The 21,028-nt window shown below is 70.6% G+C and carries 18 protein-coding genes and 1 pseudogene; 10 read left to right on the forward strand and 9 right to left on the reverse strand.

The genetic code is table 11. The features are described from left to right. Positions 1-10: 10 nt before the first annotated feature. From AMYNI_RS43390 to AMYNI_RS0102660, 4 genes are all read right to left on the reverse strand, one after another. Positions 11-1,753, reverse strand: coding sequence for a fatty acyl-AMP ligase (locus tag AMYNI_RS43390; RefSeq protein WP_020666416.1), 1,743 nt, complete (start codon positions 1,751-1,753; stop codon positions 11-13). Beyond that, on the reverse strand, positions 1,750-3,138 hold the full coding sequence (locus tag AMYNI_RS0102650) for an MFS transporter (RefSeq protein ID WP_040405465.1): 1,389 nt from the start codon (positions 3,136-3,138) through the stop codon (positions 1,750-1,752). The genes AMYNI_RS43390 and AMYNI_RS0102650 overlap by 4 nt, the downstream gene beginning before the upstream one ends. 246 nt (positions 3,139-3,384) lie before the next feature. After that, positions 3,385-4,521, reverse strand: a complete 1,137-nt coding sequence (locus AMYNI_RS0102655; RefSeq protein WP_020666418.1) for a S1 family peptidase — start codon at positions 4,519-4,521, stop codon at positions 3,385-3,387. A 163-nt stretch (positions 4,522-4,684) separates the two neighbouring features. Further along, entirely contained in the window at positions 4,685-5,344 is a 660-nt protein-coding gene (locus AMYNI_RS0102660; RefSeq protein ID WP_026359975.1) for an HNH endonuclease family protein, read from the reverse strand. A gap of 118 nt (positions 5,345-5,462) precedes the next feature. Between AMYNI_RS0102660 and AMYNI_RS0102665 the strand changes: the two genes are divergently transcribed. From AMYNI_RS0102665 to AMYNI_RS43395, 6 genes and pseudogenes are all read left to right on the forward strand, one after another. After that, positions 5,463-6,374, forward strand: a complete 912-nt coding sequence (locus AMYNI_RS0102665; protein WP_020666420.1) for a LysR family transcriptional regulator — start codon at positions 5,463-5,465, stop codon at positions 6,372-6,374. 130 nt (positions 6,375-6,504) lie between these two features. Next, positions 6,505-7,671 (forward strand): CaiB/BaiF CoA transferase family protein, encoded by a 1,167-nt coding sequence (locus tag AMYNI_RS0102670; RefSeq protein WP_020666421.1) that lies wholly within the window; start codon positions 6,505-6,507, stop codon positions 7,669-7,671. Positions 7,672-7,684: 13 nt separating this feature from the next. Beyond that, entirely contained in the window at positions 7,685-8,452 is a 768-nt protein-coding gene (locus tag AMYNI_RS0102675) for a crotonase/enoyl-CoA hydratase family protein (protein ID WP_020666422.1), read from the forward strand. A gap of 7 nt (positions 8,453-8,459) precedes the next feature. Continuing rightward, entirely contained in the window at positions 8,460-9,203 is a 744-nt protein-coding gene (locus AMYNI_RS0102680; protein WP_020666423.1) for an acetoacetate decarboxylase, read from the forward strand. After that, positions 9,200-10,147 carry a 3-hydroxyacyl-CoA dehydrogenase NAD-binding domain-containing protein gene (locus tag AMYNI_RS0102685; protein WP_020666424.1) on the forward strand — a complete coding sequence of 316 codons (948 nt, stop codon included), beginning with the start codon at positions 9,200-9,202 and terminating at the stop codon, positions 10,145-10,147. Before AMYNI_RS0102680 ends, AMYNI_RS0102685 begins: the two co-directional genes overlap by 4 nt. Then, positions 10,144-11,325 (forward strand): annotated as a pseudogene (locus tag AMYNI_RS43395) (acyl-CoA dehydrogenase family protein). The gene AMYNI_RS0102685 and the pseudogene AMYNI_RS43395 overlap by 4 nt, the downstream one beginning before the upstream one ends. A gap of 78 nt (positions 11,326-11,403) precedes the next feature. On the opposite strand, the gene AMYNI_RS43400 reads toward AMYNI_RS43395, so the two are convergent. From AMYNI_RS43400 to AMYNI_RS0102710, 4 genes are all read right to left on the reverse strand, one after another. After that, entirely contained in the window at positions 11,404-12,897 is a 1,494-nt protein-coding gene (locus AMYNI_RS43400; RefSeq protein ID WP_020666427.1) for an alpha/beta hydrolase, read from the reverse strand. 74 nt (positions 12,898-12,971) lie between these two features. Next, a complete protein-coding gene (gene cysC / locus AMYNI_RS0102700; protein WP_020666428.1) occupies positions 12,972-14,792 on the reverse strand; it encodes an adenylyl-sulfate kinase in 1,821 nt (606 codons plus the stop codon). Further along, a complete protein-coding gene (gene cysD, locus AMYNI_RS0102705) occupies positions 14,792-15,742 on the reverse strand; it encodes a sulfate adenylyltransferase subunit CysD (RefSeq protein ID WP_020666429.1) in 951 nt (316 codons plus the stop codon). Before cysD ends, cysC begins: the two co-directional genes overlap by 1 nt. A 92-nt stretch (positions 15,743-15,834) precedes the next feature. Continuing rightward, positions 15,835-16,815, reverse strand: coding sequence for an IclR family transcriptional regulator (locus AMYNI_RS0102710; protein WP_020666430.1), 981 nt, complete (start codon positions 16,813-16,815; stop codon positions 15,835-15,837). An 86-nt stretch (positions 16,816-16,901) separates the two neighbouring features. Between AMYNI_RS0102710 and AMYNI_RS0102715 the strand changes: the two genes are divergently transcribed. From AMYNI_RS0102715 to AMYNI_RS0102725, 3 genes are read left to right on the forward strand one after another with little or no spacing between them, the layout of a single operon-like run. Beyond that, the gene (locus tag AMYNI_RS0102715; protein WP_020666431.1) at positions 16,902-18,071 is read left to right on the forward strand and encodes a hypothetical protein; all 1,170 of its coding nucleotides are present in this window, start codon (positions 16,902-16,904) and stop codon (positions 18,069-18,071) included. Further along, positions 18,014-18,850, forward strand: a complete 837-nt coding sequence (locus AMYNI_RS0102720) for an SDR family oxidoreductase (RefSeq protein WP_084628236.1) — start codon at positions 18,014-18,016, stop codon at positions 18,848-18,850. The genes AMYNI_RS0102715 and AMYNI_RS0102720 overlap by 58 nt, the downstream gene beginning before the upstream one ends. A gap of 25 nt (positions 18,851-18,875) precedes the next feature. After that, complete coding sequence (locus tag AMYNI_RS0102725) at positions 18,876-20,033, forward strand: sulfotransferase family protein (protein WP_020666433.1); 1,158 nt, start codon at positions 18,876-18,878, stop codon at positions 20,031-20,033. Here the strand turns inward: AMYNI_RS0102725 and AMYNI_RS0102730 are convergent. Next, the gene (locus AMYNI_RS0102730; RefSeq protein ID WP_040405469.1) at positions 19,978-20,421 is read right to left on the reverse strand and encodes a hypothetical protein; all 444 of its coding nucleotides are present in this window, start codon (positions 20,419-20,421) and stop codon (positions 19,978-19,980) included. The two genes, AMYNI_RS0102725 and AMYNI_RS0102730, sit on opposite strands and share 56 nt — an antisense overlap. Positions 20,422-20,594: 173 nt before the next feature. Between AMYNI_RS0102730 and AMYNI_RS0102735 the strand changes: the two genes are divergently transcribed. Beyond that, on the forward strand, positions 20,595-21,020 hold the full coding sequence (locus tag AMYNI_RS0102735; protein ID WP_020666435.1) for a nitroreductase family deazaflavin-dependent oxidoreductase: 426 nt from the start codon (positions 20,595-20,597) through the stop codon (positions 21,018-21,020). Positions 21,021-21,028 lie beyond the last annotated feature (8 nt).

Below are 21,028 nucleotides of genomic sequence, written 5' to 3' on the forward strand. Positions count from 1 at the left end.
TCGGAACGGCTCAGCCGGACGGCGCGGCGTGCGTGTTCCCGGCAAGATAGCTGGCCCTTCCGGCGGCCCGGGAGATCTTGCCGCTGGCGGTCCGCGGCACCCCGCCGGGCGGGAGCAGCAGGACGTCCCGCAGGGCGAGGCCGTGTGCGACGGCCACGGCGCGCCGGACGACACCGGCGAACTCGCCGGTGTCCACTTCGGTCGCGTCGGCCGAGCGGGCGCGTTCGGCCAGCACGACCGCCTGTTCACCCTCCGGGGCAGGTACGACGAACACGACGACGGCGCGGCGACGGACGGCGGGATGCGCGCGCTCCACGGTCGCCTCAACGTCCTGCGGGTAGTGGCGGCGGCCGTCCACGGTGATCAGGTCCTTGATTCGGCCGGTCACGTACAGCTCGTCGCCGGCAAGTACGCCGAGGTCGCCGGTGCGCAGCCACCAGCGCGGTTCGGGGTCCATGCCGTGGCGCAGCTGGGCGCAGAAGGTCTCGGCCGAGTCCTCGTGCCGCTGCCAGTAGCCCCTGGCGACGTTCGGCCCGCTGACCCAGATCTCGCCGACCTGCCCGTCCTCGGCGGGTTCGGCGGTGGCCGGGTCGACGATCCGAACCAGCTGGCCGACCGGGCGGCCGGCGGAGACCAGGGTGATGCCGTCGGGGTCGCCGGCCGGGCAGGGCACCGCATGGCCGCGGCCGAGTTGCGCGCGGAAGAAGGTCCGACGGGCGGGGGCCGCGCCGGCCGGTGTCGCGGACGTGAGCGCGGTGGCCTCGGCCAGGCCGTAGCAGGTGCGCAGGGTCTGCGGGTGCAGGCCGTGTTCGGCGAACTCCTGGCAGAACCGGTCGATCGCCTGCGGCTGGGTGGGTTCGCCGGCGTCGATCAGGGCGGTCACCCGGCCGAGATCGAGTCCGGTCTTGTCCGCCCGGACGATCCTGGACGCGCAGTAGCCGTAGGCGGCGCTCGGCGCGGCGCTGACCGCGCCCGGATGCTCGGTGAGCGCGCGAAGCCAGCGCACCGGTTCGGACAGGAAGGCCGACGGCGTGAGCAGCACGGTGCGCAGGCCCGCCAGTACGGGCAACGCGACGCTCAGCAGGAAGCCGACGTGGTGGCACAGCGGCATCCAGTTCACGGTCACCGACCGGCCGGGGGTGACACCGTAGGCGCGGATGGCCTGTTCCACCCCGGCGGCCAGGTTCGCGTGGGTGATCATCACGCCGACCGGGGGCCGGGTCGAGCCGGAGGTGTACTGCAGGCAGGCGACGTCCTCCGGGCCGGTGTCGACCGGCTGGGGCACCAGGTGCGCGGTCCCGGCCAGGACGTCCACGGGGAGCTGCTCCGCGGTGTCCAGGTCGTGCTCGCGCAGGAACGCCCGCACCGTCCCCGAATCCGCCGCGGTGGTGAGCACCACGGCGGGCTCGCAGTCGGTGAGCACGGCGGCCAGCCGCTCGGTGTGCCCGGCCAGTCCCGGCGGGAAGAGCGGGACCGCGACCAGCCCGGCCCTGATCGCCGCGAGCACGGCGACCAGGTAGTCCGTGGTCTGCCCGACCAGCACCGCGACCCGCTCCCCCGGCGCGGCGGCCAGCTGGAGATGCCCGGCGAGCGCGTCCACCCGGCGGTCGAGGCCGCGCCAGGTCAGCGAGGTGTGCACCGACTCGCCGCGGGAGCGGAAGCCGGGTTCGGTGACCGCGACCTCCCCGCCTCGCCGGCGGGCCCAGCGGGTGAGAGAAGCGGACAGGGTCATCGCCGGTGTGGGCTGGTTCATCGGGCGGCACCTGGGGATCGTGCGGGCGAGAAGACCGCGAGTGCGAGCAGGGCGGCGAGCACCTGGAGCGCTCCGGCGGTGACCAGCCCGGCCGCGTACCCGCTGGCGAGCGCCGGGCCGTCGGCCGCGCCGGAGGCGGTGCTCATCGCGCGCCAGGCGGCGAGCACCGCGCCGATCACCGCGACGCCGAGCGCGCTGGAAAGCTCGCGGGAGGCGGTCAGCAGGCCGGACGCGATGCCGGACAACCGCTCGGGCACCACCTCCAGCGAATGGGAGGTGAGCGGCACGGTGAACGCGGATCCCGCGCCGATCAGCAGCAGGCCGGGGAACCGCGGCACCAGATCGGGCTGCTGGTTCACCACGGCGACCGCGAACAGGCCGACGCCGACGGTGAGCAGCCCGGCCGCCACGGTCCGCCGCGGGCCGAACCTGGCCACCGCGGGGGCGACGAACGGGGTGGCCAGCACGAGCGCGACGGCCACCAGGATCAGCGGGAGCCCGGCCGCGGTCGGGCCGAGACCGAGCGAGTCCTGGTGCATCAACGGGGTGAAGAAGAAGACCCCGCTCACGCCGAGGCCCCACAGCAGCTGCACCAGCAGCCCGCCGGTGAAGACTCGTTCCCGCAGCAGCGCTTTGGGCAGCAGGGGGTTCGCCGAACGCCTTTCCAGCAGCAGGAAGGCGATCGCGGCCAGTACCCCGGTGGCGCCGAGTGCGACCGGGGCGGTCCAGCCGCCGCCGGTGCCGGTGGCGAGCAGGGCGAGCGTGCAGCAGACCATCGCCACCGTGGCGGCCAGCGTGCCGGCCAGGTCCGGCGCCGGTCCCCTGGTCCGCTCGCCGGAGCCGGGCGGCACGAGGAAGAGCGCGACCACCGCGAAGGGCACGTTGCTGAAGAAGATCCAGCTCCAGTGCAACTGTTCGCTGAGCAGCCCGCCCGCCACCGGCCCGAGGGCGAGCGCGACGGCCAGTGCCGCCGTCCAGATCGCCGCGCCCACCGCGCGCCGTCGCTCGTCGAGTTCGGTGCGCAGCAGGCTGAGCGTGGCCGGTACCGCGAAGGCCGCGGCGGCGCCCTGCAGCACCCGCGCGAAAATGAGCAGTTCGGCGTTGCGCGCGCAGCCGCCGAGTATCGCGCCGGCGCCGAACACGAGCAGCCCGGCGACCAGGGTCCGGTGCTGGCCCCATCGGTCGATCAGCGATCCCGCGACCAGCAGCAGACCCGCGAAGGGCAGCATGTAGCCGAGCGTGATCCCTTGCAGGCCGGCCAGTCCGAGGCCGAGCTCCCTGCCGATGGAAGGGGCCGCGGCGGCCACGATGTTGTTGTCCAGTGTGGTCACGAACGCGACCAGCGCGACGACCACCAAGGGGCGTGCCGTCGTCCCGCGCCTCACGGCCGTACGGGTGGACAAAGGCACTGGGAAACCCTTTTGAGTGGTTCGAGCGTTTCATTTCGGCGAGACCGCCGAGCGCATCGTGGCATGCGCCCATTGGCACCGCAAGAAAGGGGTTAAAACACTCACCCGCATACGATAGAGCTGTCCGGAATACTGTTTCCCCGCGACAATTCCGGTCGGGGCACAAAGAAAATCCCCCGCCACCGGCGCGGCCGATGGCGGGGGAAGAGGGTGCGACCGAGGTCAGCCGGTCACCAGGGTAAGGCTGTAGGCCGAGAGGATCTCGTTCACCGGCTGGAAGAAGGTCTCGCCGCCGGAGGTGCAGTCACCCGAGCCGCCCGACGTGACGCCCTGCGCCTCGGTGCCGCTCACCCAGGAGCCGCCGGAGTCGCCGGGCTCGGCGCAGGCGTCGGTCTGGGTCAGCCCGGTCACCGTGCCCTCGGCGTAGTTCACCGTCTGGTTCTTGGCCTGCACGGTGCCGCAGTGCCAGCCCGTGGTGGAGCCGGAACGGCAGATCGACGCGCCGACGGCGGACTCGCTGGAGCCGGTCACGGTCACATCGCCCTGGTCGTAGCCGTTGACCACCGGGGTCGGCGTCCACGACGAGTTGACCTCGACGTGCGAGTAGTCGTCGCCGGGGAACGAGGAGCCGGCGAACGAGCCCATGTCGCTTTGGTCCGAACCGGTCACCGAGTCGCCCTGCGAGCCGCAGTGGCCGGCCGAGACGAACCCGCCGTTGACCGAGAACCCGATCGAGCAGCGGGCGGAGCCGCCGATGTAGTAGGCGTCGCCGCCGACCACGTCACCGGCGAGCACCCGCGGCGCGGCCTTGGCCTGCTCGACCCGGACCGGGCCGGCGGACTTGGCGAAGTCGAGGAACTTCCCGACCTCCGCGTCCTGGGCGCCGTCGCGCACCTTGACCACCACGGAGTTGGACTTCGCGTCCACGTACCAGCCGGTGACGGCCTTGGGCGCGGTCTGCCCGGCGAACCGGTCGATGGCGGCCTTGGCGGTGTCCAGCGCGGCCTCGGTGTTGGCCACCCGCACCGTCTCGGCGCCGGTCGCCCGTACCGCGTCGGCGGCGCTCTGGTCGGTCAGGCCGACCACGAGCTTGCCGGCGGCGGTGTCGAACCAGGCGCCACCGAAGGCGGCACCCGCCGCGGACTGCGCGGCCGGCAGTGCTCGGCTCGCCGCGGACTCGGTGGCCAGTCTGGTCAGCACCTGGCCGGGCTCCATGCCGAGATCGCGCTGCATCGCGGTCAGCACGCCCTGGGAAAGCTGGGGTCCGGCGGCGGTTGCCGGGGACATGCTCAGCGCGACCGCAGAGCCCATCGACACACCGGCCACGGCCAACGCTCGTATCAGGTTCTTGTGCTTCATAGGGCGCCCTTTCCACTCTCCGACTCCGGACAGTCCGTGCGAAAAGTCTGTGCGGCCCCTGGTACCGTCGGAACCCGCCAAAAGTAGGTTTGGTGAGCAATTTCCCGACAAAGCCCGCTGACGGTTACTTACCGTGTAGCTGCCCGGGAGAAACGGGACCGGCTCAGGGCGCGACCGGCGGACACGTGCCGAGCATTTGGCGCAGCGCGTCGTACTCCGCTTGGTCGGCACTGAGCCCGTAGCGGAGCTTGATGGTCAGGTAGCCGGTGGCGTAGCCGCACCAGTAGCCCCTGGCCGGCGGGCGCCAGTGCGCGGGGTCGGAGTCGCCCTTGCCGCGGTTCGACGAGGCGGTCACCGCGACCAGGTTGTCGAGGTCGTTGTAGAAGGTCACCCGCTGCTCCCGCGTCCAGTTCCGCGCGCCGGAGCGGTTGGCCTCCTTGACCGGGACGAGGTGGTCGATGTCGAGCTGCCTGGCGTTGTCCACCCCGGTGTCGTCGTAGCGGCTGGTCCAGCTGCCCGCGGTGACCGAACAGCCCGAGCCGGTGCGCACGCCGGTGCCCTGCCGCTGCAGGACCAGCTCCCGGGTGTCGCACGAGTTGCCCTGGCTGGCCCAGTCGCCCCAGTCCTCGCGCCGGTAGTGCGCCCCGGTGTCCTCCACCGCGACGGTCAGCCGGTCGAGCTGCGCCGCCGAAGGCCCGGCGGCGCCGGGCGGGACGGGCTGGGCCGGATCGCCGGTCCGCTGCGCCAGCCAGACCCCACCCGCGATCACCACCGCCAGCGTGAAAACCGCCACCGGCACGCTCTTTGCGCCACGTCTGCTCATCAGGGGAGTTTTCTACCGGAGCAGGCCGGTTCCGCCTGCCTCGACACGACGGGCGCGGACGTGCTCCCGGTCACCGCGCCGGTCTGCCGGGCGAGCATGGCGTGGGTACGGTGAGCCGGTGGAGATGCTGCACCTTCGCTATTTCGTTGCCGTCGCCGAGGAACTGAACTTCTCGCAGGCCGCGCGCAGGCTGCACATGGCGGCGTCGCCGCTGAGCCAGCGGATCAAGGATCTGGAGGGCGAGCTGGGTCAGCAGTTGTTCGAGCGCAGCACGCACCGAGTGGCGCTCACCAAGGCCGGCACCGCCTTGCTGCCACTGGCCCGTGACGTGCTGGAGCGGGTCAACGCGATCCCGTGGAAGCTGCGGGACGCGGCCACCGCGGCACGGCGCACGGTTTTCGTCGGGATGCCCGCGGGCGTGCATCCCGGCCTGCGCGAGCGCGTGCGAGAGCTGGCGCAGCGGTGCCAGGACTCCTACGAGCTGAAACGCTGGCCAGGGGCCTCGGCGGACCTGGTGGCCGCCGTGCACGACGGCAGGCTGGCGCTGACCCTGGCCCGGCTGCCCGTTTCCGACCCGGCGCTGGAGGTGCTGGAGGTGATGACCGAGCGGCTCGGCGCCGCGGTGCCCGCCGACCGGTTCGCCGGGCGGGACTCGGTGCGGCTGGCCGACCTTGCCGAGCTGTCGTACATCCCGTCCCCGTCGGACGCCACCCCGACCTATTTCGAACAGCTCGACGCCAGGCTCGACGCGGCCGGGGTCAAGAAACGCATCCGACTGCCCGGCACCGGTTATTCCGGAATCGCCGAACTGGTCTCCAGCGGGATCGCCTTTTCCATCACCATGCTGGACCCGGACAGCCCGATGCACCTGTACCGGCTGGACAACGTCACCGTGCTGCCGTTCACCGAGTTCGCCCCGGAGCTGCGCACCGGCCTGCTCTGGCACCGGGAGCGGGCCGAGCGGGGTGCCGACCTGGCCCCGCTGATCGCCGCGGCGCAGGAGATCTTCGCCGAGGAATTATTTGCCTGAATTGTCCCGCAAGAATGGTATGACCGCTGCGGTCATACCATTCTTCGCCCATTGATCATTCCCTTTCAGCGCATTCGAGCCTAACTTCGAAGGTAGATCGAAGAGTGGCCGAAAACGTGAGGAGAGTGGCATGGAAACCGTCGCACCGGAGGGTTCGGGACCGCTGGCCGGCGTCCGGGTCATCGACCTGTCGACCGTGGTGATGGGCCCCTACGCCGCGCAGATCCTGGGCGACCTCGGCGCGGACGTGGTCAAGATCGAGTCGCCATCGGACACCGTGCGCCACGGCGAGTACCGGCACACCCCGGGGATGACCGCGCTGAGCCTCAACGTCAACCGCAACAAGCGCAGTGTGGCCCTCAACCTCAAGGACGACGCCGGCCGCGAGCGGGCGCTGCGGCTGATCGACTCCGCCGACGTGCTGATCACCAACATGCGCCCCGGCGCGCTGGCCAGGCTCGGCCTGGACCACGAGCAGCTGGCCGGGCGCAACGAAAAGCTCATCTACGCGCACGCACAGGGTTTCCGCGCGGATTCCGACCGGGCCGGCAATGCCGCCTACGACGAGACAGTGCAGGCATCCTCCGGGCTGGTCGACGTGGCGAACCGGGCCATCGGCAGGCCGGTGTACCTGCCCACGATCCTCGGCGACAAGGTGTCCGCGCTGACCATCGTCTACTCCGTGCTGGCCGCGCTGGTGCACCAGCGGGCGACCGGTGCCGGCCAGTACATCGAGGTGCCGATGACCGACACCATGATCGCCTTCAACCTGGTCGAGCACCTGGCCGGGCACACCTTCGAGCCGGCGACCGGGCCGACCGGGTTCCGCCTCTCGATGTCCGAAGGCCACCAGGCGGTGCCCACCAAGGACGGGCTGGCCTGCGTGATCCCCTACAACCCGCAGAACTTCCGCGACTTCTTCACCGCCGCCGGCCGGCCGGACCTTGCCGAGGACCCGAGGGTCGCCGGGGACAGCCTTGACAACGCCGACACCGGCGACCTGGCCGCGCTGATCGCGGAGTGCTCCCCGGCGCTGACCACCGACGAGTGGGCCGAGGTCTGCGCCAAGCACAGCATCCCGATGGCGCCGGTGCTGGAGCTCGACCGCGCCGCCGAGGACCCCTACGTCGCCGACGGTCACCTGCTGGACCTGGTCGAGCACCCGACCGAGGGCCCGATCCGCTCGATCGGCCTGCCGGTGCGGTTCTCCGCCACCCCCGGCTCGATCCGCCGTCCCGCGCCGGTGCCCGGCGAGCACACCGACGAGGTCTTCGCCGAGCTGTCCACACAGGACTGACAGGAGAATCCTCATGAGCACCAACGAAGTACGCACCGAAGTGATCGGCCGGACGCTTCTCATCACCATCGACAGGGCAGCCGCCCGCAACGCGGTGAACGCAGCCGTGGCCACCGGGCTCGCCGCCGCCCTTGACCGGCTGGAGGCCGAGCCCGCACTGCGGGCCGCGGTGCTCACCGGCGCCGACGGCACGTTCAGCGCCGGGATGGATCTCAAGGCCGCGCTCGCCGGCGAGTCGCCCGAGCTGCCCGGCCGCGGGTTCGGCGGGCTGACCAGGGCCGAGACCTCGAAGCCGCTGATCGCCGCGGTGGAGGGCTGGGCCATGGGCGGCGGCTTCGAGCTGGCGCTGGGCTGCGACCTGATCGTGGCGGCCGAAGACGCGAAGTTCGGCCTGCCCGAGGTCAAGCGCGGACTGGTGGCCGCCGGTGGCGGGGCGATCCGGCTGCCGCACCGGATTCCGCACCACCTGGCGATGGAGCTGCTGCTCACCGGCGAGCCGATCACCGGCGCGCGGGCCGGCGAGCTCGGGATCGCCAACCGGGTGGTGCCCGCCGGCGACACCGCCGCGGTGGCGCTGCAGCTGGCCGAACAGCTCGCGGCGAACGCCCCGCTGGCGCTCGCCGCGGTGAAGAAGATCGTCCGTGCCGCCGACGGCGTGCCGGAGAACGAGGCCTTCGCCGCACAGGCGAGGGAAATGGCCGGGTTGATGAGCTCGCAGGACGTGCGGGAGGGCATGCGCGCCTTCACCGAACGCCGCGCTCCGGCCTGGCAGGGAAAGTGAGGCAGCGATGAAGCTGGAAGAAGTCGCACGGCACGTGAGCACTCCGCTGGCCAGTCCGGCGTACGCGCCGGTCGTGCCGCGGTTCACCAGCCGCGAGTATCTGAACATCGTGTACCGCACCGACGCCGACGCGTTGCGCGCCGTGGTGCCGGAACCGCTCGAACTCGACGAGCCGCTGGTGCGGTTCGAGGTGATGCGGATGGGCGACGTCACCGGCTACGGCCCGTACGTCGAGGCCGGGCAGGCGATCCCGGTGCGGTTCGACGGCGAGCGGGGCGAATACCTGCACGCCATGTACCTGGACAACTTCCCGGCGACCGCGTCCGGCCGCGAGGTGAGCGCATACCCGAAGACGATCGGTGCGCCGGACCTCTACCTGGACCACGGCGCGCTCGTCGGCACCCTGGACTACGGCTCGCTGCGGGTGGCCACCGCGACCATGGGCTACAAGCACCACCCGCTGGACCTCGCCGAGGCCAAGGCCCAGGTCACCGTGCCCACCTTCATGGTCAAACTGATCCCCGACTACGACGGCGCGCCGCGGGTGGCGGAGCTGGTCCGCACCGAGATCACCGACGTGGTGGTCCGTGAAGCGTGGACCGGCCCGGCACGGCTGCAGCTGTTCGAGCACGTACTGGCCCCGCTGGCCGACCTGCCGGTGCGCGAGGTCGTCTCGGCCAGCCATCTGCTGACCGATCTCACCCTGGCACCGGTCCGCCCGGTGCACGACTACCTGGGAGGTTCGCGATGAGCGAGCGATTCCGCACGGCGGCGGTACTCGGCGCCGGCACCATCGGACTGTCCTGGACCGCGCTGTTCGCCGGGCACGGCCTGCGGGTCCGGGTCAGCGACCCCCGGCCCGACCTGGCCGAGGCGGTGGCGGGCGCGCTGGCCGCGTTCGCCCCGCACCTGGCCGCGCAGGGCCTGGACGTGACCGACCTGGCGGCGCGGGTGGAGATCGCCACCGACACCACCGACGCGGTGCGCGACGCGGACGTGGTCCAGGAGAACGGCCCCGAGAACGTCGAGTTCAAGCGGGAACTCTTTGCGACGCTGGTCCGCGAGGCCCCGGCGGACGCCCTGCTGCTCAGCTCTTCCTCGGCCATCCCGTCCAGCGAGTTCGCCGGTGAAGGTGACGGCGCCGGGCGGGTGCTGATCGGGCACCCGTTCAACCCGCCGCACCTGGTCCCGCTGGTCGAAGTGGTGCCAGGCAGGCAAACCACCGAGGAGTCGGCGGCACGAGCGGTGGAGTTCTACCGGTTCCTCGGCCGCGTCCCTGTGGTGGAACGCAAGGAGATTCCCGGTTTCGTCGGCAACCGGCTGCAGAACGCGCTGCAGCGGGAGGCCATCTACCTCGTCGAGCAGGGCGTGGTCTCCCCCGCCGAGCTGGACACCGTGCTGGTGAACTCGCTCGGCCTGCGCTGGTCCACCGTCGGGCCGTTCCTCGGCTCGCACCTGGGCGGCGGCCCCGGCGGGTACCGGCACATGGCCGAGCACATCGGCAAGTCGATGCACCGGATGTGGGACTCCCTCGGCAAGCCCGAGCAGGGACCCGAACAACGGGAACGGCTCATCGAAGCCGTGGAAAACGCTTACGGCGCGCAGAGCTACGCCGAGCTCACCGAAGAACGTGACCGCAGGCAGCTCGCCGTGCTGTCTGCTTTGGACAGTGCGAACAAGGAGGTTCAGTCATGACCGGCCCACTCACCGCCGACTTCTACGGCTACGAGGATCTGCTTCCCGAAGAAGAGCGCAAGATGCTGCTGAAGGCACGCGACTTCATGCGCACCGAGGTGAAGCCACTGGTCAACGAGTACTGGGCGAAGGGCGAGTTCCCGCACGAGCTGATCGGCAAGTTCCGCGAGCTGGGCCTGACCGGGCTGGCCTACGAGGGCTACGGCGACCCGCTGCCCGCGGCGAGCCACCTGCTGGTCGGCATGCTCGCCATGGAGTACAGCCGCACCGACGCCTCGGTGGCCACCTTCTACGGTGTCCACAACGGACTCGCGATGTACAGCGTGTACCGCGGCGGCGACCAGGAGCAGCGCGACCGCTAGCTGCCCGCGATGGCCGCCATGGACAAGATCGGCGCCTTCGCGATGACCGAGCCGCTGGGCGGCTCCGACGTCGCGGGCGGCATGCGCACCACCGCCAGGCGCGAGGGCGACACCTGGATCCTCGACGGCGCCAAGAAGTGGATCGGCAACGCCACCTTCGCCGACCTGGTCGTGGTCTGGGCGCGGGACGTGGCCGACGACAAGGTCAAGGGCTTCGTGGTGGATAAGGGCACTCCCGGCTTCGAGGCGGTCAAGATCGAGCACAAGATCGCGTTCCGGATCGTGGAGAACGCGGAGATCACGCTGACCGGCGTGCGGGTGCCCGAGGCGAACCGTCTGCAGCGGATCGGCTCGTTCCGCGACGTGGCCGAGGTCCTGCGCGCCACCCGCGGCGGGGTGGCCTGGCAGGCGCTGGGCGTGATGATCGGCGCCTACGAGCTGGCGCTGGACTACGCCAAGCAGCGCGAGCAGTTCGGCCGCCCGATCGCGCGGTTCCAGCTGGTGCAGGACCTGCTGGTGAAAAGCCTCGGCAACATCACCGCGTCCTGGGGCATGCTGGTGCAGCTGGCCAGGCTGCAGGACGCCGGGATCTTCCGCGACGAGCACTCCTCGCTGGCCAAGGCATTCGTCACGGCCAGGATGCGCGAGGTGGTGGCCTGGAGCCGGGAGATCTTCGGCGGCAACGGAATCGTACTGGACCACGACATCGCCCGGTTCTTCGCGGACGCCGAGGCGATCTACTCCTTCGAAGGCACCAGGGAGATGAACACCCTGATCGTCGGCAAGGCGATCACCGGCCAGAGCGCCTTCGTCTGAGCGGTTCCCCGCAATCCGTGAAGGTGCCCTTGCCTACCTTGGAAGTAGGCAAGGGCACCTTCACGACATCAGGGAGGGTTAACGGTCGCCGGTGGAGGGGCAGGTGACGTCCTTGGCTGGCAGCTCGCCGCTCAGGAGGTACCTGGTGACGGTGGCGTCGGCGCAGTTGCCCGGATAGGCGCCGTGCCGCCAGGAACCCTCCACCAGTGCCATTCGCGAGTTGTCCGGCAGCAGCTCGCGGAGGTTGCGGGCACCCTCGATCGGGGTCTGGGTGTCGTGCGAGTTCTGCACCAGCAGCACGCTTTCCGCCCGGTTGTCCCGGATCTGGGTGCGCGGCTCCTTCGGGTCCGGCCAGAAGGCGCACGGCGCGATGTTCGAGGTCTGCCCGCCCATCAGCGGGAAGCGCCGGGTGTCGCGCAGCGCGTCGCGCCGGTACTGCTCCACATCGGTGGGCCAGCGCGCGTCTCCGCAGACCACGGCGAGGAAGGCGGCGGCGCTGTTGTCGGGCGGCGGGGACTGCCAGCGCGCCGGCCGGGCCGGGAACAGCGGCTCGGCCGGCGGGGCGGCTTCGGTCCTGGCAGCACCGGCGCCCGGCGCGTCCAGCAGTTTCCGCAGCAGTTCGGCCAGTGCCTTGCTGTTCTCCTCGTGCTGCCCGGCGCCCAGCGCGGACCTGCGCACCGTGTTGCCGTCGTAGCTGCGCCCGTCCACCACCACCGGTTCCTTGTCTAGCTGGTTCAGCAGCCGCCGGAACCCGCTCGACACCCGCGCGGCGGTGTCGCCGAGATGATAGGTCGCGTCCCGTTCCGCGGCCCAGTCCGCGAACAGGTCGAACGCGCGTTCCGCCGGCAGCGACCAGATCTGCACCATGCCGCGCCAGGCGCGTTCCGGGTCCACGCTGCTGTCCAGCAGGATCCGGTCGGACCGCTCGGGGAACAGCTGGGTGTAGACCGCGCCGAGGTAGGTGCCGTAGGAGATGCCGAAGTAGGAGATCTTCGGCTCGCCCAGCGCGGCCCTGATGACGTCCATGTCCCTGGCGGTGTTGCGGGTGGTGATGTATGGCAGCAGGTCGGGCTGGTTCGCCCAGCACTTCTCGGCGATCTCCTTGGTCTGCGCGACGGCGTCGGCGAACTTCGCATTGTCGAACGGGATCGGCGACCAGCCACCGCCCTCGCCGAGGCCGCAGCCGACCGGCGTGCTCGCTCCGACCCCGCGCGGGTCGAAGCCGATCAGGTCGTACCGATCGCTGACCTCCTTCGGCGTCAGGCCGCTGACCGGCAGGTCCAGCCCGGACCCGCCGGGCCCGCCCGGGTTCATCAGCAGCACGCCGCGGCGCGCACCCGGATCGCCCGCTTTCACCCGGGAGATGGCGATGTCGATCTGCCTGCCGCCGGGCTGCTGGTAGTCCAGCGGCACCCGCACCGTCGCGCATTCGAAGTTCGCCGGCCGGTCCGGTGCACAGCGGTGCCAGTCCGGCCCCTCGGCGGCCATGACCGGCACAGCCGACACTGCGGGCACGACCAGCACGCTGAGCAGGGTGCCGACGAGCGCCGACAGCCCCAGTTTCTTCCCCATGGAACCCCTTCCTTCGTGCCCGGCAGGCTAGCAACGAAGGAGACGTCCCGCTCGGATCCGCGGCGGCGGGCCGGCTATTCGAGCTCCAAAGTGGAGAGTACGAGTCCGGCGAGCGCGGCGGGGTCGCCGTCCGCGTGGCGCAGCACCAGGTCCGGCTGCAACGGGGCCTCGTAGGGATCGTCGACCCCGGTGAAACCGGTGATCTCCCCGGCCATCGCCTTGGCGTACAAGCCCTTGGGGTCGCGCTCGGCGCAGACCTCCAGCGGCGTGTCCACGAACACCTCGGTGAACGACAGGCCCGCCGCCTGGTGCGCGGCCCGCACCCGTTCCCGGTCGGCCCGGTACGGACTGATCAACGAGACCACCGTGACCATGCCCGCGTCCGCGAACAGCTGCGCCACTTCACCGACCCGACGCACGTTTTCCGCCCGGTCGGCCGCGGCGAACCCGAGGTCCGCGTTCAGCCCGTGCCGGAGGTTGTCCCCGTCCAGCAGGTACGCGGGGGTCCCGGCGGCGACCAGCCGCCGCTCCAGCTCCACCGCGATCGAGGACTTGCCGGACGCGGAAAGCCCGGTGAGCCAGATCGTGCGCCCGCGCGTGGCGCGGTCGTCCCGGCCGACTGCCGCGGAATGCCACACCACGTTCGTGCTCTGCCGCCGCGGCCCGGCGATCATGCCGGCGGCGACCGTGTTGTTGGTGGCCTCGTCGATCAGGATGAAACTGCCGGTGGTGCGGTTGCGGCGGTAGGGGTCGAACTGCAGCGGCCGCTGCGTGCGCAGCCGGATCCGGCCGATCTCGTTGAGCTGCAACGATTCCACCGACTCGTCGCGGTGCAGGGTCTGCACGTCGAGCCGGTAGTCCAGTTCCTTCACCTCGGCGCGGGTGTCGCGGGTGGTGTGCCGGACGACGTACTTCGCGCCCGGGGTGAGCGCGGACCTTTCGGTGAGCCAGCAGACCATCGCGTCGATGTCGTGCCCCGACTCCGGCCGGTTTCCCGGGCGGCAGAGCAGATCGCCCCGGCTGATGTCCAGCTCGTCGGCGAGCTGCAGGGTGACCGCCTGCGGCGCGAACGCCTCGGCCACCGGCACCCCGCCAGGCCCCCGGATCGCGGTGATCCTGGTGGTGAACCCGGACGGCAGCGCGACCACCTCGTCGCCGGGTTTGAGCACCCCGCCCGCCACCGTGCCGGCGTAGCCCCGGTAGTCCGTCGAGCGGATCACGTACTGCACCGGGAATCGCGCGTCGATCAGGTTGCGGTCCGAGGCGATGTGCACCTCTTCCAGCTGATGCAGCAGTGAAGTGCCCTCGTACCACGGCATGCTGGCGCTGCGGTGCACGATGTTGTCCCCGAGCAGCGCGGACATCGGCACGAAGGTCAGGTCGGAGATGTCCAGTTTCATCGCGAACCGGCTGAACTCCTCGCGGATCTCCTCGAACCGCTCCTGCGACCAGTCGACCAGGTCCATCTTGTTCACGCACAGCACCAGGTGCGGAATGCCGAGCAGGCTGGCCAGGAACGCATGCCGCCGCGACTGCTCGAGCACCCCGTGCCTGGCGTCGATCAGCACCAGCGCCAGGTCCGCTGTGGACGCACCGGTGACCATGTTCCTGGTGTACTGCGGATGTCCCGGGGTGTCCGCGATGATGAACCGGCGCCTCGGGGTGGCGAAGTAGCGGTGTGCCACGTCGATCGTGATGCCCTGTTCCCGTTCGGCGCGCAGGCCGTCGGTGAGCAGCGCGAGGTCGGGGTAGTCGCTCCCGCGCTCGCGGCTGGTGCGCTCCACCGCGGCGAGCTGGTCGGTGAACACGGTCTTGGAGTCGAACAGCAGCCTGCCGATCAGGGTGGACTTCCCGTCGTCGACGCTGCCCGCGGTGGCCAGGCGAAGAAGTTGCATCAGAAGTAACCTTCCTTCTTCCTGTCCTCCATACCGGCTTCGGAGATCCGGTCGTCGGCACGAGTGGCACCGCGTTCGGTGATCCTGGTCGCGGCCACCTCGGTGAGCACCGCGTCGGGACTGGCGGCGCTCGACTCCACGCAACCGGTGCAGGTGGCGTCGCCGATGGTGCGGAAGCGCACCAGTGCGTCGAAGGGCTCTTCGCCTTCTTCGGGGGTGACGAACCTGGTGAGCGCGATCAGCATGCCGTCGCGCGGGAAGACGGTGCGGCGGTGCGCGTAGTAGAGCGAGGGCAGGTCGATCCGATCCGCCTCGATGTAGGACCAGATGTCCAGCTCGGTCCAGTTGGACAGCGGGAAGACCCGGATGTGCTCGCCCTTGCGGTGCCGTCCGTTGTAGAGGTTCCACAGCTCCGGCCGCTGGTTGCGGGGATCCCACTGGCCGAACTCGTCGCGGAAGCTGAACACCCTTTCCTTGGCACGCGCCTTTTCCTCGTCCCGGCGGGCACCGCCGAACACCGCGTCGAACCGGTTCTCCGTGATGGTCCGCAGCAGGGTGGTGGTCTGCAGCCGGTTCCGGCTCGCCCTCGGCCCGGTCTCGGCCACCACCCGGCCGGCATCCAGGTCGTCCTGCACGCTGGCCACCAGCAGCCGCGCGCCGTAGTCGGCGGCGGCGCGGTCCCGGAACTCGATCACCTCGTCGAAGTTGTGCCCGGTGTCCACGTGCACCACCGGGAACGGCAGCGGCGCCGGCCAGAATGCCTTGGCCGCCAGGTGCAGCATGACCATCGAGTCCTTGCCGCCGGAGAACAGCAGCGCCGGCCGCTCGAAGGTGGCCGCGACCTCGCGGAAGATGTGCACCGCCTCGGCTTCCAGCGCGTGCAGGTGGGACAGCTCGTAGGTCGCGGGTGTTGCAGACCCGGCCGAGTTAGCGGTGTTCGAGGAGAGCACAGTCACGGTGAAACCCCCATCAGCCAAAATAAAGCTTGGTCAAGTTTTCGGGACCGGTCAACAAGGGTGAAAGCAGGCAGACAAGATTAGTTTCAGCTTGAGATAAATCCATCAAGTCGGGCATCCCCCCTTTCGCCGCCGGAGTACCCTGTCCACGCCTCGGGTTTCTTGCCGCCCGCCGCCTCGGTGACCGCGTTCGCGGCGGCGGCCAGCGCGGCGCCGCGGCGGGCGATCTCGGCGCCGGAGATCGTGTCCCCGACGTACAGCGTGAGCACGAGCTCCTGGCGGCCGTCCGCGCCGAAGGTGGGCGCCGCGAGCAGGCTCACCGGGAGTTGGCCGCGCGGCGACAGCTCCGCGTCGAGGTACACCCGCTCCCCCAGGCTGGACACCAGCTCACCGACCAGTTCGCGCAGTTCGTCGGGCAGGTCGTAGGCCGCGACCCCGGACATCAGTTTGTGCAGCCGCTGCCCGGCCGCGGTCAGGCTCTCCGCCAGGTAGCCGCGGGCGCGGCATTCGGTGACCACCCGCCGGAGCAGCTTCCGGTCCAGGCTCATCGGCAAGATGGGCGGCTTCGCCAGCCAGTCCGTCAGCCCGGAGTCGGGGCCCCAGAGCACGTACATCAGCCCGACCGGCGGCGCGAAGGGGTAGCGCTGGCCGACCTGGACGGCGGTCTTTCCCCGCGGGCCGGCGCTTTCCAGCACCACGATCTGCCCGCCGGTGACCGCCGACGCGGTGCAGGTGGTGCCGTAGCGTTCGCTCAGCTCGGCCAGCCGCGGCCCGGCCAGCGCGGCGGCCGCGAACTCGTCCTGGGCCAGCCTGCCCGCGGCGATCAGCCCGGGGCCGAGCCGGTAGGTCTTGTGCACCGGGTCTCGCACCAGGTAGCCGCCCGCCGACAGCTCGGTCACGATGCCGAGGCAGGTGGGCTTGCTCAGGCCCAGTTCCCGTGCCAGCTCGGACAGCCCGAACCCGGCGCCGCCGTTGGCCACGAAGAAGTCGAGCAGCCGCACGACCCGCTCGGTCGGCGGGGAACGCCGGGCCGGCGCCTTCGAGACTTCCGAAATCTCCGAAGTCATTGCCAACTCCTAGAACACGTTCTAATCTGACCGAACTGAAATGTACCAGGCCGGTACAGATTTGGACCAGCCCGAGGAGGCCGTGGATGCTCACTCAGTCCTTCGCCGATGCCATCACCGAGGCGGAGAAGGTCATCACCGAGGCGCCCCATGTGCGGTCGGAGCGGGATCTGGTGGAGGGCTACGACTATCTGGCCGGCAGCATCCGCGCCGCGGTGCAGTCGGCATGGGGGTACGAGCGCGACTTCCCGTACTTCACCCAGTCCGCCACGCCTTACACGAAGGTCGGCCTGGACAACCCGGACACGCTCTACTACAACGCCCGAATCCGGGACGACGTCGAGTACATCGTCTCCGGCACCAGGGGCAGCACCAGCGATCTCAGCTTCCAGATCCTCAACGGCGCCTACTCCCCGGTGGACGTCCCGGACAGCCTCTCCGCCTTCGACGACCGGGAAATCACCATCGACGAGGACGGCCGCTTCGAGCTGCGGTTCGGCCCGGCGAAGGCGGACGCCGGGCCGAACTACTTCACCCTCGGCCCCGGCGCGGCCATGCTGCTGGTGCGCGAGGTGTACAGCGACTGGGACACCGAACGCCGCGGCAACATCCGCATCCAGCGCGCGGACCGGGTCGGCATGGCGCCGGCGCCGTTGTCGAAGGACCTGCTGGCCAAGCGCTACGGCGCCGCGGGCAAGATCCTGCTCACCCAGCTCAAGACGTTCCTCGCCTTCCCGGAGTGGTTCTACCTCAAGCTGCCGGTCAACACGATGACCGAACCGCGCAGCACCCCCGGCGGGCTGAGCACCCAGTACTCGTCGGTGGGCCACTACGACCTCACCGACGAGCAGGCCATGGTGCTCACCGTGCCGGCCTCCGAAGCGCCGTATCAAGGCATCCAGCTCGGCACCATGTGGTACATCTCGCTGGACTTCGTCAACCACCAGACCAGCCTCACCGCGGACCAGGCCAGGGTGGACCCGGACGGCCGGATCCGGTTCGTGATCAGCGAACGCGACCCCGGGGTGGCGAACTGGCTGGAACGCACCGGGCACGACCGGGGCTACATCCAGATTCGCTGGCAGCGGCTGTCCCGCGAGCTCACCGCGGCGGACGGGCCCGAAGTGGAGATCGTCGACGTCGGGGACTTGCCGCAACGGCTGCCGTACTACCGGGAAGCGCGGGTGACGCCGGCGGAATGGGCCGCGCGGATCGCCGCCCGCCAGGCCGCGGTCGCGACCAGGATGCTGGGGTGAGCCCGGTGCTGACCGGCAAGGTGGTGGTCGTGTCCGGGGTCGGCCCCGGTCTCGGGCAGGCGATCGCGCTCCAGTGCGCGAAGGCCGGTGCCGACGTGGTGCTGGCCGCCCGCACCGAATCCCGGCTCGCCGAGGTGGCCGAGCAGGTCACCGCGCTGGGCCGTCGCGCGCTGGCGGTGCGCACCGACATCACCGACGACGAGTCGGCCCGGCGGCTGGCCGAAACCGCGACGGAGACCTTCGGCCGGGTGGACACGCTGGTGCACAACGCTTTCGCCATCCCGCCGCTGGCCGACCTCGGGGGGACCGAACTGGCCGATATCCGGCGGGCGCACGAGACGAACGTGCTCGCCGCGCTGCGGCTGACCCAGTTGTGCACCCCGGCGCTGACCGAGTCCGGCGGCTCGGTGGTGATGATCAACTCCGCGGTGCTGCGGCATTCCAGGCGCAGCTTCGGCGCGTACAAGATGAGCAAGGCCGGCCTGCTCGCGCTCGCGCAGAGCCTGGCCAGCGAGCTCGGGCCGCAGGGCGTGCGGGTGAACTCGGTGGCACCGGGCTACATCTGGGCCGACTCGCTCAAGTGGTACTTCGGCTATCTGGCCGAGCAACGCGGGATCAGCGCGGACGAGGTCTACCGCGAGACGGCCGAAACCCTGGACCTGCGCAAGCTGCCGGAGCCGGCGGAGATCGCCGACGCGGTGGTCTTCCTGGCCTCCCCGATGGCCCGCGCGATCACCGGGCAGTGCCTCGACGTCAACGGCGGCGAGTTCCACCACTGAACTCTTACCGGAAGGGAGGGCACGGATGAGCGCGGGACGCGAAAACGTGGGCACGGTCGAGGATCTGCACGCCTCGGCCACCAGGATCACCGGGCTGGACGACTTCGGCCACGGCGAATACCGCGAAGGGCTCGAGGTCCTGCTCGAGTCCTATGCCCGCGACGCGGCGCTGACCCCGTTCGGCAACAAGGTGAAACGGGCGTTCCTGCGTGGCGCGCTGGTGGCCAGGCTGCTCAGCGAAGCGGCGTGGCGGCGGTTCCCCGAACATGCCGAGGTGCCGATCGAGCGGCCGATCTTCGTCACCGGCCTGCCCCGCACCGGCACCACCGCGCTGCACCGGCTGCTCGTGGAGGACCCGGCGCACCAGGGGCTCGAACTGTGGCTCACCGAGGTCCCGCAACCCCGGCCACCCCGCGAAACCTGGGCCGATGACCCGGTGTTCGAGCGGATCCAGCAGGGCTTCCGGCAGCACCACGTGGAGCATCCGGAGTTCATGGGCGCGCACTACATGTCCGCCGACATGGTCGAGGAGTGCTGGCAACTGCTGCGCCAGTCGATGATGTCGGTGTCCTACGAATGCCTGGCCCACCTGCCCGGCTACTCGCGCTGGCTGGCCGGGCGGGACTGGGTGCCCGCCTACCGCCGGCACCGGCGCAACCTGCAGCTGATCGGCCTGCCCGACCGCGGCCGGCGCTGGGTGCTGAAGAACCCCAGTCACCTGTTCGCGCTGGACGCGCTGTTCGAGGTCTACCCGGACGCGCTGGTGATCCAGACGCACCGGGACCCCGCTCCGGTGATCGCGTCGGTCAGCAGCCTGAACGCGCAGGCCACCGCGGGCTGGTCGACCGGTTTCACCCCCGACGTCATCGGCCGCGACCAGCTCGACCTGTGGACGCGAGGACTCGAGCGGTTCACCGCGGACCGGGCGAAGCACGATCCGGCGCGGTTCTTCGACGTGCAGTTCGAGGACTTCACCGCCGACCCGCTCGGCACCGTCGAGTCCGTGTACCGGCGTTTCGGCATCCCGCTGGGCACCGACGCACGCGAGCGGATGGCGGCGATCCAGGCCGAGAGCACTTCGGGCGAGCGTCGCCCGGCGCACCGCTACCGGCTCGCCGACTTCGGCCTCACCGAAGCCGAGGTCTCAGCACGCTTCGCCGGCAGTTCCACCGCTGATCGCTGAACACCACCAGCAGCAGACCCGCCACGGCTACGGCCAGCCCCAGCGCCGCCTCCGCCGGGTGGACCGGCGCGACCCGGCCGGTGGCGAAGGCCAGCAGCAGACCGGCCGCGCCCACCCCAGCCAGCGTCAGGCTGCGGACCACTTCGGCCACCACGCGAGCACCGGGCAGATCCGCGGCGAACAGCAGCACGGCTAGCACGAAACCGGCGAACGTCACCGCCGGCACGGCCAGCAGCACGGCCGTGCCCGCCTCGGCGCCGGCCAGCACCGGCAGCGGTCTCCCCGTCGACGGCTGCGCCCATCCGCCCCGGTCGCGGGCCGTGCCCGCTACACCCAGCAGGAGCACGCCGAACAGCAACGCCCGGCAGGCAAGTACCAGAAAGGACATTCGGCCGCCGCCCCCAAGCCGCGTTGATAGTTTTCCGAGTTTCGCCGACTATCGGACCGGGGTCAAGCGAGCGGCGTCTCATGGCGGCGTCCCCTGCCGCTGATCTAGGGTGGTGCCAAGGGTGCATCCGGCGAACGACCGGTTTTTCTTGCCCTGAAAGAAAAGGATCTTTCATGTCCGAGGCGGGACCGGCTAACTTCAACGAGCGCGTCATCACGGAGTTCCGGGCGAACGGCGGCAAGGTCGGCCCGCCGTTCGAGGGGATGCCCATGGTGCTGCTGACCACCGTCGGCGCCAAGTCCGGCAAGTCCCGCACCACGCCGCTGGTCTACCTGCCCGACGGCGAGCGGATCGTGATCATCGCGTCCAAGGGCGGCGCGCCGACCAACCCGGACTGGTTCCACAACGTGCTGGCCGACCCCGAGGTCACGGTGGAGGTCGGCACCGAGTCCTACCAGGCGACCGCGGTCCGGATCGAAGGCGCCGAGCGCGACGAGGTCTACGCGCGCGTCGTGGAGATGGCCCCGGGTTTCGGCGAGTACCAGGAGAAGACCAGCCGGGTGATCCCGCTGTTCGCGCTCTACCGCAAGCAGGACTGAGCACCGAG

Source organism: Amycolatopsis nigrescens CSC17Ta-90, assembly GCF_000384315.1.
Lineage (GTDB): Bacteria > Actinomycetota > Actinomycetes > Mycobacteriales > Pseudonocardiaceae > Amycolatopsis > Amycolatopsis nigrescens.